General features: G+C 50.8%; 10 protein-coding genes. 2 read left to right on the forward strand and 8 right to left on the reverse strand.

Annotated features, from left to right (window positions below; genetic code table 11):
• Positions 1 to 69 precede the first annotated feature (69 nt).
• Complete coding sequence (locus G8768_RS13270) at positions 70 to 882, reverse strand: SDR family oxidoreductase (protein WP_166845955.1); 813 nt, start codon at positions 880 to 882, stop codon at positions 70 to 72.
• Positions 883 to 936: 54 nt separating this feature from the next.
• Positions 937 to 1,902 carry a flavin reductase gene (locus G8768_RS13275; protein ID WP_166845950.1) on the reverse strand — a complete coding sequence of 322 codons (966 nt, stop codon included), beginning with the start codon at positions 1,900 to 1,902 and terminating at the stop codon, positions 937 to 939.
• 307 nt (positions 1,903 to 2,209) lie between these two features.
• Between G8768_RS13275 and G8768_RS13280 the strand changes: the two genes are divergently transcribed.
• The gene (locus G8768_RS13280; RefSeq protein ID WP_243749498.1) at positions 2,210 to 4,615 is read left to right on the forward strand and encodes a TonB-dependent receptor; all 2,406 of its coding nucleotides are present in this window, start codon (positions 2,210 to 2,212) and stop codon (positions 4,613 to 4,615) included.
• Positions 4,616 to 4,681: 66 nt separating this feature from the next.
• Here G8768_RS13280 and tviB read toward each other — a convergent pair whose 3' ends face one another.
• The 6 genes from tviB to G8768_RS13310 form a co-directional block, all read right to left on the reverse strand.
• Entirely contained in the window at positions 4,682 to 5,956 is a 1,275-nt protein-coding gene (gene tviB, locus G8768_RS13285) for a Vi polysaccharide biosynthesis UDP-N-acetylglucosamine C-6 dehydrogenase TviB (protein ID WP_208020170.1), read from the reverse strand.
• A 55-nt stretch (positions 5,957 to 6,011) separates the two neighbouring features.
• Positions 6,012 to 7,049 carry a glycosyltransferase family 9 protein gene (locus G8768_RS13290; RefSeq protein ID WP_166845948.1) on the reverse strand — a complete coding sequence of 346 codons (1,038 nt, stop codon included), beginning with the start codon at positions 7,047 to 7,049 and terminating at the stop codon, positions 6,012 to 6,014.
• Positions 7,039 to 8,349 carry an O-antigen ligase family protein gene (locus tag G8768_RS13295; protein WP_166845946.1) on the reverse strand — a complete coding sequence of 437 codons (1,311 nt, stop codon included), beginning with the start codon at positions 8,347 to 8,349 and terminating at the stop codon, positions 7,039 to 7,041. Before G8768_RS13295 ends, G8768_RS13290 begins: the two co-directional genes overlap by 11 nt.
• A gap of 72 nt (positions 8,350 to 8,421) precedes the next feature.
• Positions 8,422 to 9,456, reverse strand: coding sequence for a glycosyltransferase (locus G8768_RS13300; protein WP_166845944.1), 1,035 nt, complete (start codon positions 9,454 to 9,456; stop codon positions 8,422 to 8,424).
• A gap of 8 nt (positions 9,457 to 9,464) precedes the next feature.
• Entirely contained in the window at positions 9,465 to 10,577 is a 1,113-nt protein-coding gene (locus tag G8768_RS13305; RefSeq protein WP_341801007.1) for a glycosyltransferase family 4 protein, read from the reverse strand.
• Positions 10,574 to 11,548, reverse strand: coding sequence for an ELM1/GtrOC1 family putative glycosyltransferase (locus G8768_RS13310; protein ID WP_166845942.1), 975 nt, complete (start codon positions 11,546 to 11,548; stop codon positions 10,574 to 10,576). Before G8768_RS13310 ends, G8768_RS13305 begins: the two co-directional genes overlap by 4 nt.
• Before the next feature lie 245 nt (positions 11,549 to 11,793).
• Between G8768_RS13310 and G8768_RS13315 the strand changes: the two genes are divergently transcribed.
• Entirely contained in the window at positions 11,794 to 12,513 is a 720-nt protein-coding gene (locus tag G8768_RS13315) for an SGNH/GDSL hydrolase family protein (RefSeq protein ID WP_166845939.1), read from the forward strand.
• Positions 12,514 to 12,589 lie beyond the last annotated feature (76 nt).

The raw sequence follows: 12,589 nt of genomic DNA on the forward strand, positions 1-12,589 counted from the left end.
TAGAATCACAGGTATAAAAAAACCCACACGAGGTGGGTTTGACGAAGTGGGTCATAATAAGCACAAGACTTAACTCGACTTGGATTCCTCCACTGCGCGCATCATCGCGACCATACAGGACTCTGAAGCTTCCGGCCCCAAGGCCGAGTAACCTCCGTCCACAGGCAGCTCGGCACCAGTGATAAAAGACGCGTGATCAGAACAGAGAAACAACACCGCATCAGCCACCTCTTCCGCTTCCACTACTCGGCCCAATGGCTGGTAGTTGGCGCAAACCTGATCCGCAATCTCGCGATTGTTCTCAGTTAGACCCGCTACCGGCACGCTCCAGGTAATGCCGGCCATAACGGTGTTTACACGTATCTTATCCTTGGCCAGATCCAAAGCCATATTGCGGGTCAGCTGGTGAACAGCCGCTTTGGATACGGGATAAGTCCAGCGGTCCGCCTGGGCAATATTGGAAGAGATACTGCCAAAATTCACCACTGCGGCGCCGTTGCTTTTGCACAAATGGGGATAGGCTTCCCGTACTAAGATGGCATGGCCATTAATATTGGTATCAAAGGTATCCCGCCATTGCTGTCGACTGGAATTGATGCCCTCATCGGCGTAAAGCGCCGCCACATTGATCACAAAATCCAGCTGACCAAAGGTTTCCAGAGTGGCCTGCACCAGGCGCTTGATATCATCATCCTGCTGCAAATCTGTTGCGGTGAAGGCCGCCGACTCTCCAAGCTCGGCCGCCAGAGCCTCACCTACGTTCGCACTGCGAGCCGCAATCATCACCTTGACCCCTGCCCCTAATAACGCTCGACTGACCGCTTCACCAATACTGGCAGCACCACCCGTAACAATTGCCACCTTGCCTTGTAATCCACGCATAGTTTTTCCTCTTTATTCTGATCAGGAGTATTGTTTGTACTGAAAGCTGCTCGTTTATACCGTCCAGGCAATCAGCTTTCTCAAAGATGTTTTCAATTGTCGGGCTTCTTCCGCTGTAAATACGCCCAGGGCATCGGCTTCATTACTTTTGGCGGCTTTTAACATAGGCTCCAATCGTTGTTCGCCAGCCTCGCTGAGATGAATTCGGGTTTCCTCTTCCGTGTACTCTCGCTTCAACAAACCCAGCGTTTCCAGATGACGCAGATGCTCATTAACTTCATCTTCAGAAAGAATCGAGTTGTGAATCAGTTCCTCCAGCGTGCAGCCAGAAACGCCACCAAGTGAAGCCAACACTCGAAATTCGTTTTCATCCAAACCTTGCTCTCGGAGTACGACTTTGAGTTTTTGCATAATATGCTCAAAGCTTTTGCCCACCAGATAATGCAGATAGTCATCGACAAAAGCCGGGCTTTGATCCGCCTCTTCGCGGGCATCTTGATTACAGGGGTGAAAACTCGATACGACATAACGTCCGGAGTGAAACATTAAACCTTTGCGTCCACTGGTGTCGAAATCCAAAACTTCACCTACAATAATCAGGTGATCTCCGCCCTCATAGACATGGCAGGTCCGGCACTGAAACCGTGCAGCGCAGCCTTTAAGCAGAGGCGCACCTCCGATACCGGTTTCAAACTCAATGCCTGCAAACTTATCGTCCTGTTGACGTGCAAAATGATTGGACAGCGACACTTGATCCGCCGCCAGAACATTCACAGCAAAGTATTCGGCATTTTCATACACCGGCAAGCTACGGGCGCGCTTATCAATACTCCAAAGCACCAGAGGTGGGTCCAGAGATACCGAGTTAAAACTGCTGGCAGTTGTGCCTACATAAATGTTCTTGGATTCTTCCGAATCACTTTTAGCGGTTACCACCGTCACGCCGGTGGCAAAGCTGCCAAGCGCCTGACGAAACGCCATGGGATCAATAGTGAAGTTTTCCTGTGCGGTACTGGGCATAATCTTTATCTCTTTCTCATTGCACCAAGTTGGCCAGACGGAATCTCGGCCAGATGTCACGTCGACTCTTGCTAACCATGCTATTGGCAGCGGGCATTCCTTTGATATGCGAAAAATGACTCAGTTATGCAGTGCAAGCGGATTCTTGACACCAGGGAATAAGAGATGAATTTCAATATTCAGGAACAATGAATCGCCTAGCACTTTCTGCATATCCTCTGCAAAAAGCGAATAGTTAATTACATGTGAAGTATTCAAACTCAGGCTCAAGACAATAAACAATAATGATATGCCCGAGGATATGATTATGAGCCCACGGCCAAAAAACTTAGCCGGCGCAATCCAAGCTGCGCTTCCAAAATCCGTAAAGACAAACTCTGCAAGCATCACCATGAGCTTGCTCTGTGGCGGCGCCTTGTTTGCGACAAGCGCGCCCTCTTTCGCGCAGGAGGGTAAACACTGGCAGATCGAAGAAGTCACCGTGACTGCCCGTAAGCGCGAAGAAAGTTTGCAGGATACCCCCATTGCCGTAACCGCCTTTAGCGGCGAAGGCATGGAGAAGCGTGGCATGACCCAGCTTAATGGCATCGCCGCCTACAGCCCCAATATGAGCTTCCAAAGCAATCCCAGTTTTGGCGGCGCTTCAAACGCCGCCTCCATTTATATTCGCGGTGTGGGACAAAAAGAATTTCTTCCCACCACCGAGCCAGGCGTTGGGCTCTATGTCGATGGCGTTTATATTGCTCGCAGTGTCGGAGCGATCCTGGATCTGGTAGACATTGCCCAGGTCGAAGTGTTGCGAGGCCCACAGGGAACCCTGTTTGGTCGAAACACCATCGGCGGAGCCATCAGTATCACCAGTCAAAAGCCCAGCGAAGAGTTTTCCGGGAAAATCAGTACCACCGTGGGCACTGACAGTAAACGGGTAATCAAAGGCAGTGTCGACATTCCTCTAAGCGAAAATGTATTGAGCCGAATTTCCTTCGCCGACATGCAGCAGGATGGCTATGTACAACGCAGTGATGGCCTGGACCTCGGGGATGACAATACTCAAACCGGACGATTGAATGTGCTGTGGACGCCCAGCGACGCCAGCGAAGTGAATTTTTCCGTAGAATTCTCAAAGGATCGGGAAAATGGTCCAGCCATGACTCTGCTTGGAATCAATCTTGGCAATCCGATCGACCCTGAAACACCACCAATGGCCGTGATCCATAATGTTGGCGCCAACGCTGCCGCTGGCGCAACAAATGGCGCTCCCTGTGCGACCCCGGATATGCCCATCAATCTCGCGGTACCTGGCTGTTACGATCTGCGTTACCAAGTCGGGAGCGATCGAAACCTGGGAACAGCACCGGCGTTTTCTGACAGCGATTTTATGGCCAGTAATTTGAACGTCAGCATAGACATCACTGATCAACTGAGCTTTAAATCCATTACGGCCTGGCGCGATCTCGATGCCACATTCGCGCGCGATGGCGATCATTCTCCTCATCGGGTATCTCAGTTCCACGATACTCTGGAACAACAACAATTTACCCAGGAGTTTCAGTTACTCGGCAATCACTTTGACGATTCCCTGAATTGGATCTTTGGTCTTTACTATTTCAATGAAGACGGAAACAACGTCAACACACTCGACTTCGTGATGTCCAACTTCACCAGTGGCGGCCGTTTTGAAAACACCTCTAAAGCCGCTTTTGGCCAGGCTACCTGGAACGCCAACGACTGGTTCAGCTTAACCATGGGTTTGCGCTACACCGAGGAAGATAAATCCTTCTCTCCCGATCAGGTGATTTTAAATAATTACTTTGCCGGTTCAGGTCACCCATTGCTTGACGCCCCCTTTATGCAGGTTGGTACAAGAGTGTTACCTCTGGCCACCGATAGCCAGTCGATTTCCGAACTCACCCCAATGATCAACGCCAGCCTTCATATCAGCGAAGAACTGATGGTCTACAGCAGTTATTCGGAAGGCTTTAAGTCGGGTGGCTTTACCCAACGCGTATTCCCGCCTCAGGTTGCCGGTTTTACAGCGCCAGCAGGTGCCAGCGATCAGGAATTGATTCCGGATTTTGCACCCGAATTTGTGGAAGTTTATGAACTCGGCGCTAAGTATTCGGGCCTGGACGGTCGCCTGCGCTTGAACGGTGCTGTGTTCCATACCAACTATGACGATTTACAGGTGCAAGTATTTACCAGTGTCGCCCCGGTCACCAAAAATGCGGCCTCAGCCAAGATCACGGGTTGGGAATTGGAGTTGCAATGGCTGCCCGCGGAAAGCTGGTTAATCGAAGCGAGCTACGGCTACCTGAATGCCCGTTACGATGACATATCCTTTGACGAAACCTTTATCCGCCCGGACAACGAGTTCGAACGCGTACCGGAAAAAACCGCCAGCCTGGCGATCAATCATGACTGGGATCTCGCCGACGCCGGCACTCTGAGTGCCCGCATCGATTGGTCATATCGCTCGAAGGAATATATGGATTCTTTCAATACCGAACTGATTGCCCAACCAAGCTATGATTTGATCAATGCCAATCTGAACTGGAGCAGTTCCGATGAACAATGGGAACTCATGTTGGCTTTGAAAAATATCAGCGATGAGCAGTACCTGATGACAGGAATCATCGGTGATGCCTTCCAGACTTATGAAGGCATATATAATCGCGGACGGGAATTCAGCTTAACAGCGCAGTATCATTTTTAAGTCTTTGCGAAGGACATAAAAAAGCCCGGCCAAGGCCGGGTTTTTTTGTTGCAACTCACGATTGTTTTACAGACGCAAGTCGCTGATATCCTGAGGCAAGACGTATTTTAAATCGTAAATCAGCCCTTCTTTCGTGCACAGTTCGCGAATTTTTTCACCACCCATTTCAGAAAACTGTTCATGAGCCACGGCTAAAACGACGGCACTGTAGTGGCCGTTTTTCAATTCACTGACAGGACGCAGGCCATATTCGGTTTCGACTTCATCATGGTCTACCCAAGGGTCGTAAACATCGACATTAAAATGAAAATCTTCCAAACCTTTTACAACGTCATAAACTCGTGAGTTACGAACGTCCGGGCAGTTTTCCTTAAAAGTAAAACCCATCACCAACACATTACTTTGGGCAACCGCCGCACCCTTGCGCAACATTTCTTTCACCAGGGTATCGGCCACATAACCACCCATGCCATCGTTAATGCGACGGCTGGCAATAATAATATCCGGTATGTAACCTGCGGCCTGCGCTTTGTGAGACAGGTAGTACGGATCAATGCCGATACAATGTCCGCCCACTAAACCGGGACGGAAAGGTAAGAAATTCCACTTGCTGCCCGCCGCCAACAACACCTCTTCGGTATCAATATCGAGGGCATTGAAAATCAGGGCCAGCTCATTCACCAGAGCAATGTTCACATCGCGTTGGGTGTTCTCAATCACCTTGGCCGCTTCCGCGACCTTGATGGAACTGGCTTTGTAAGTCCCGGCGATAATGATTTTACCGTACATGGCATCAATCAAATCAGCCACTTCCGGGGTAGAGCCCGAGGTAATTTTGCGAATATTCGGCAGGCGATTGACCTTGTCACCCGGATTGATTCGCTCAGGGCTGTAGGCCGCAAAGAAATCGTGATTGAAGCGCAAACCGGAATCGCGTTCCAGAACGGGCACGCAGACTTCCTCTGTTGCACCTGGGTACACGGTGGATTCGTAAACAACAATATCGCCCTTGGCCAGCACCTGGGCGACGGTTTCGCTGGCTTTGCGCAGCGGGTTTAAGTCCGGATTTTTATGGCCATCGATAGGCGTTGGTACGGTCACAATATAGACATTGCAATCCGCCATGGCATTCACATCGGTGCTAAAGCTCAGCTCGCCGGCAGCCGCCATTTCTTCATCGGAAACTTCCAGGGTGGAATCGTGCCCACCATTAAGCTGCTCTACCCGCTGGGTATTGATATCAAAACCGATGGTTTTAAAGTGCTTGGAGAGTTCTACGGCCAGAGGCAGGCCCACATAACCCAGGCCGATAACAGCAATGTTTAATTGCTCAAGTTGCATAATTTACGTCCACTTATACCTAGCGATGGCAAACGGCTAATCCCGTTGCCAGCTATTATCTTAGCTTTTCCAGAGCTTGCCAAACCTGTTCCGGGCTGACCTTGGCCATGCACTGTTCCGCAGGCTGCTCTTTGAAACAGGCCATTGGCGCCTGCAAAGCAACCACTCTATCGCCTATCGGGCGAACCTTGTTGGCATCCGTTGGACCACAGATCACCGCCATTGGAACATCAGCCGCTGCCGCCAAATGAGCCGTCCCCGTATCATTCGAGACCATATAAGCCGCTTCGCGAGCGATCACAGGAATTTGCAGCAGATCCGTTTTACCACAGAGGTTGACGACGCCTTCGCCAATTTTTTCAGCCAGTTCAGCGCACAGCTCAACCTCATCCGGTCCGCCCAGAATGACACAGCGCTCAATACCCTTTTCCGCAAAGAGTTTGGCCATGGCACTGTAATTTTTACTGCCCCAGCGTTTGAGAGCACCACTGAGACTACTGCCCGGCACCAAAATCACAAAGCGTTTGGATTCCAGGCCATGCTGCTCAAGTAAAGCCTTTGTGCTCTGCTCTGTATCCTGATCCCAGTGAATCATGGGCTTGTTGGTTAAGCAGTCAACGCCCAGACCTTTGGCAGCTGCACGGGTGATTTCGATCGCGTGTGAACCCTTGGCATATTGAGGCGGGCTCAAACGATAGGGAAAGGCCGGTCGGGTAGCAATACTGAGTTTGGGCGCAGCCAATACCAGCCTTGCAAAACTCAACAGTAAGCGACTGCGATCATTGCACTGCAGATCGACAATCAGATCGTATTTTTCCTGGCGCAGCATTTTGATCCAGGAAATCGCCGAAGACACGCGTGGCGCCTTGCGGATTTTCATCACCTGCAACTTGCTGAATCGAGGATCATGCTTGAACAGATTGTGCCAGGGTGGCTCTACGTTCAGGTGAATTTCAGCCGATTTAAAATGGCGGCAGATATCTTCCATCACGGCGGAACAGACGACCAGATCGCCCATGCTGCCCCAACGTACTATGAGTATTTTCTTAATTTTTTGAGCGTCGTCGCTACCCGCAAACACCTTAGGCTCCATTCATCTCTGCTTGGTTTGCATACGCATCTGGCTGTTGCTCGCGCCAGCATTTGCCGTCGGGGTACGCTCGGGAAATCATCCTCAAGAGCATGACTGCGACAACAATCGCGGCGATCATCCATGCTTGCCATAAACCATAACTGAAAGAGTAGGCACACAGGCCAATGAGAAACACACTGAAATAAGACAGGCTCAAATTCTCTCTCTTTCCCAAACTGGCGAGGAGTGACTGGATAAAGAAGCCCGCCAGGAGCACACCAATCAAACCCAATTCCAGCCACAATTGCAGAGCAAAGTTATGCGGGTGGGAGATCTTGCTCTCCTGCATAAACTTGCCCTTGGAATCGAAATCTTTAATTTCCCGCGCAGCGTCCAAACCGTGCCCCAGAATAGGCTTGTTCATGGAGTAACGCGCCACAAAGTCATAAATTTCCAAACGCTGGGCACCGTGTGCACCATTGGCGCCAAAGAGACGGCTTTGGTCAATATCATTGGCTACGTATTGATAAGCCGGTGGTGCCGCAAAGGGAGCTGCCAACATGCCCGTCACAATGCAGAGACCACAAAAGCGAAGAAAAACTGGTCCCAGAACGCGTAACAATAAGGTGCTGACGGCGATCACCACCACCGCCACTTTGGCGGTTTCGGAAGCGCTTTGCTGTATAAGCAAGATCAGGCTCAACAGGAAAATAGCCTGCAAAACCTGGCGTTTCAATCCCTCAAACAACGCACGAATAATCAGCAAACTCGGCACCGCCATCAACATCAGCACACTCACCGATCGATTGACCAGATAAGCGCCAATGCGATCATGGCTATCCAGATTCAAGGCATAAATCGGGTAGCCCATCAGGGATTCGACAATATTAAAAACGATGCCCAGAAAAACCGTCAGTGGCACCCAGGGTAAAAAAGCGCGCGATACAGAAACATCAAAGCGTGTCACCAGCATCAGACTGATCATGGATAACACAAAAATAATCCACAGACCGGCGGTACGTTTCAGAGCGGCTTCAGGAAAGGAGGTAAACGCATTGCTCAACCCCATATACAAAAGGAAGAGCAGCACACTGATGCCCAACAATCGGAATCGGCCACTGAACAGACGAGAGACATCTTTCCAATTGCCATCTTTAAAATAGATCCACAGGCCCGTCAGGCCGAACACCGCAGGTACGGCGCCAATGGTTTTGGGCATATAGGCACTCAGCAGCAATACCAGCAGCCAAAGGCCTGGTAGTAATTTGCTGCTCAACGTGTTTTTTTGCACCAGAGCGGCTTTCAGCTCCGGTTCTTTCAATGAATTCACCCGTACCCTACTTTTGTTCAATTCTTCTGCATGTCATCTTAGCGCGAATCCTGTCATTTTCGCTCAATGGTTCGCCTGGGCTGTGACCGACTCTAAAAAAGCGACCGTTTCTTTGGTCATGTACTCCACATTCAACTGCGCTCTGGCCTTTTCAAACAACGCATCCAGATCTTCCTGATAAGCCTCGGGAGTGGCCAGAAAATGGGCAATCTTCGCGGCCAAACCTTCAGCATCCCCCAAGGCCACCCTAAGACTAGCAGGTAACATTTCCCGAGCGGCGGCAACTTCCGTTGAAATAACCGGAACACCCGCGCACAACGCTTCAACCATGGAATAGGGAAACCCCTCACGATCCGAGCTGATCACCATAAAATCCGCACCGGGCAACAGCATCGCAGCGTCTTTCACAAAACCGCAAAAGTGTACATTGCCCTTTTCAATCAAAGGCGCGGCCTGCTCTTTCAAGGTTGCCATGAGAGGTCCATCACCCAGAATCAATAAATCAGCCGGCATGTCTTCCCAGGCCTGGAGCAGCAGATCAATACGCTTCACTTCAACCAGACGCGCCAGCGCCACTGCAACAGGGCGCTCGCCACTCGCATCGCTCATTGCCAGTAGCTTTTCGCGAGCACTGTCGCGATCAAGCTGGGATTCGAGGGTGACGCCATTGTACACACAACGTTTATTGGCATTGTTCACCACAGAACAAGCCCCCTGGCTCACCCCAATCACACCATCCAAGGAGGAAAACATGGCTGATTTGGATTTTTGATTGTGGATCGTTCCTACACTGGGCAACTTCAAAAAACCTTTTATACGCGACAATAAGCTGGCGGCTTTATTCGCCTGGGCGTGAACCACATCCGGATTAATGCTCTTGATCAGCTTATGCAGCTGCCACAGAAGCATCGGGTTATTGCGGCTGCGCCCCATATTCAAACTGTGCACCTGAACAGCGCTGTCAAATCGGCTGGCAAAATAGGGATCAACAATCACATGCACATCGTGCCCAAGACCCGCCATGGTATTGCACAGATCCAGCATGTGTTTTTCCAAGCCACCTTCACCGGTGCTCGCCAAGATTTCACAAATTCTCATATATAACTCTACGCTTCGGACGCTAACTCTTGGTAAATCGCCAAGGTTTGCGCCAGCATTTTACTCTTCAGGTAGCAATCATTCTTTTTGGGTTTTTCCGGCTTATTCAATAAAGCCTCAACCTTATTCAGCAAAACGTCCTCGTCGAAACAAGGCACCATTCCAAGGGGGAACAGGCTTTGCAACTGCTCTCCGACGCCGCCGTGATCAAAACCGACTACCGGTACTCCCATACTCAAGGCCTCGGTGGTCGTACGACCAAAGGATTCCGGCTTGCTCGACAAAGACAAGACCATGGCCGACTGGCTGTAGATATTTTTCATATCACTGCGGCCACCGGTAAATGTCACGCTGTCCTGCAGACCCATATCCTTAAGCTGCGCATATAATTCTTCCGCATAGTTCTGACGTTTTGGGTCTTCTGAACCCACAACAATGCCATGCACATCATCAAAACGCTGACACAGTTTTTGCATCAGCCGCAAAAAATAAGCATGCCCTTTCAGACGCGTCAATCGCCCCGGCAAACAAATCAGCCGCTTGCCATTAAACTGGGGAAAGGTTTCTTTCCACTGCATCAACCAGTTTTCTTCCGGACAAAAGTCCCGTGGGTATTCTTCATCACTGATCCCACGATTCACCACCTGTACCCGTGCCATATCCGTCTTGGGATAATGGCTGGCGATATAGTCTTTCACGGTATTGGATACCGCAATCACCCGCTCACCACGACACATAATTTCGCTGTACGCCGACACCGAGTGCAAACCGTGCATGGTGCTCATAAATCTGGGGCGCGCCTTCTCCGGCATCCCCTTCCAGGCTAAATACACAATCCAGGCCGGCATACGCGAGCGCACATGGAGGATATCGGCTTGTTGCTCCACCAACCAGCGTCTCAGTGGCCAGATATGCCTGAAGCTCAGCGGCGACTTTTTCCCCAAATCCCATTCAATATGGATCGAGCCTTCTTGCTCTAGACGTTCGACCATCGGGCCACCCGCAGACACCACCAGCGATTGATGCCCCGCTTCTACCAAGGCTTTGGCCACTTCCAGAGTGCCGACTTCAACACCCCCACCGCGCAGACTCGGTAGAAACTGAATAACCTTCAACGTCACCGTGCCAGCACCTGATCGAAAAGCGCACATGGGCCAAGCAGCATTCTGGCCACCTGATCCGCTTGATTAAACGGTTCTCCAAAATCCTGCGATGTCGACTCCGCTTGGGAGGTCGGCTGCGAGGTATTGAGTTCACGAACCCTGCCCGCTTCGATCAATCCACGAATGCCCTTGGCCACTCGACTGATCGGCTGGCATTCCTCCAAGGAAAAAACCGACACGTTCGCTTCAGCGGTCAATGCTTCATAAACCATGGAAACACTGTCGGGACTTACCCAACACTCTTTCGCAAAGGGAAATTGTTTAGCGAGCCAACCCGCTTCGACATCGTCGGGTTTTAATAATTTCAGAGGCAGAGCCAACTCTTCCAAACGGGTATAAAATGATTCCGGCGTGCGGCGGGAACTGATCAGCAGCCATTCCCGTTCTGAATCGGAGGGGGCTTGCTGCTCCAGAGCTTGTTTGATTTGTTGCAGAACCTGCTCATCATCCCAGTGGAAATGCTTTGACGGCCCGCCAATCAGCATCATATGCAGATGCTTGTTTTCCCCCCCATAGACTACCGGGTTGATGGCGCCTTCGGTCACAATCACATTCCCCATGGCAGCCAATTCATCATGGGCCGGCACAATACAAAAATCAAAACAGCCAAGCGGCAAACTGGGCTTCATCAATACCAGGGACTTTGCGCGGTAATGTTTTTTGGCGGCAATCAAACTGCCGTGGCAAGCGTGGCCAGCAGCGATTAAGACATCGCAGTGTTCAGGCCAGTTAGCAGGTGCTTTGGAGAAACCCATCCATAGGAACGCGGCTTGAAGGCGACTCAAAGGCTCAACAATGTCGTAATGAATTCGGGCATTCTGGAACGGCGCCAACTCAGCAATGCCCCTTTGCAAAGCATGGGCAAGGCCCAGGCTCTGGTTCAAATGCCCGGGCTTTCCATCGCTGAAGATAAGTAGCTTGATGTCCACTTTTTATTTGGTGCCTATTTTGGTGCTTATAGAGTCTGCCCCAAGGCTCCAAACAGAGCGTAAGCTGGGAATACAACGGTTCTGGCAAAAGCGCAAGAGTACCAAATTCAGGGCCGACTGACTAATTACGCTATGTAACAGTTTGTTGGAATTCTGCTCAAATATTGCGAAGCGAAGCCGAGAGAGCTGTCGATTTTGCCTATAGAAAAACTTATACTGCGGCTTTTGTTAAGCTTTGCGCATATATGACAGACAATAAGAAGCTTGAGCTACTGGCCATCGGTGATTGTAATACCGCCGGAGCGATTGAATACGGCACCCACTTTAACGCCCCCAAGCAGCTCTGCGAGAAGCTACAGCGTCAGGATATTCCCTGCCAGTTACATAATTACGGCACCACCATGAGCACTTGCCGGGAAGGCTTGCGCATGTCCGACGATCATAAACAAGCGGCCGACTGGATGCTGCTCAACTTCGGCCTCGTCGATGCCTGGATTACCAGCATCCCCCAGGTGTACATCAGTTACTACCCCGACAATCGCCTTAAGAAATTTGCCCGTAAATTACTCAAATCCCTGAAGAAGCGCCTTCGCGGCCCTGCCCAAAAAGGCTGGGTCAGTTCCGGCTTTGTGATTGAGCCTGATGAATACAAATCAAGTATGCTGGCGATTATCCATCAGCAGCGCCAACAGAATCCGAATCTGAAAGTCTTGCTGTGGGGCAGCGCCCCCACCGATGATGAGGAACGTAACAGCTGGCTGGCCCGCTATGACGGTTATCTGCAGGAACTGGTGGGCGACAATGATTTCTTTCTGGATACCGCCGGCCTCATTAAAGAGGCCATCGCCGACGGTGCAGAACGCGATGAGCTTTACGATGACAGCGTACATTTATCGGCTCAAGGTGCCAGCCTGGTCGCTAATGCCATGCTCGATATTATTCTAGCGAGCGAACGCAGCGCCTGATCTGAAATCAGCGCAAAAATAACGACCACAAAAAAGCCCGCATCTGCGGGCTTTTTTGTGGTCAACCATCCATCAC

Source organism: Pseudoteredinibacter isoporae, assembly GCF_011602085.1.
Classification (GTDB): Bacteria; Pseudomonadota; Gammaproteobacteria; order Pseudomonadales; family Cellvibrionaceae; genus Pseudoteredinibacter; species Pseudoteredinibacter isoporae.

What these genes read in the sequence shown, in the direction of transcription:
- G8768_RS13270 (WP_166845955.1), bottom strand. Translation starts at nt 882, where the DNA reads ATGCGTGGATTACAAGGCAAGGTGGCAATTGTTACGGGTGGTGCTGCC.
- G8768_RS13275 (WP_166845950.1), bottom strand. Translation starts at nt 1,902, where the DNA reads ATGCCCAGTACCGCACAGGAAAACTTCACTATTGATCCCATGGCGTTT.
- G8768_RS13280 (WP_243749498.1), top strand. Translation starts at nt 2,210, where the DNA reads ATGAGCCCACGGCCAAAAAACTTAGCCGGCGCAATCCAAGCTGCGCTT.
- tviB (WP_208020170.1), bottom strand. Translation starts at nt 5,956, where the DNA reads ATGCAACTTGAGCAATTAAACATTGCTGTTATCGGCCTGGGTTATGTG.
- G8768_RS13290 (WP_166845948.1), bottom strand. Translation starts at nt 7,049, where the DNA reads ATGGAGCCTAAGGTGTTTGCGGGTAGCGACGACGCTCAAAAAATTAAG.
- G8768_RS13300 (WP_166845944.1), bottom strand. Translation starts at nt 9,456, where the DNA reads ATGAGAATTTGTGAAATCTTGGCGAGCACCGGTGAAGGTGGCTTGGAA.
- G8768_RS13315 (WP_166845939.1), top strand. Translation starts at nt 11,794, where the DNA reads ATGACAGACAATAAGAAGCTTGAGCTACTGGCCATCGGTGATTGTAAT.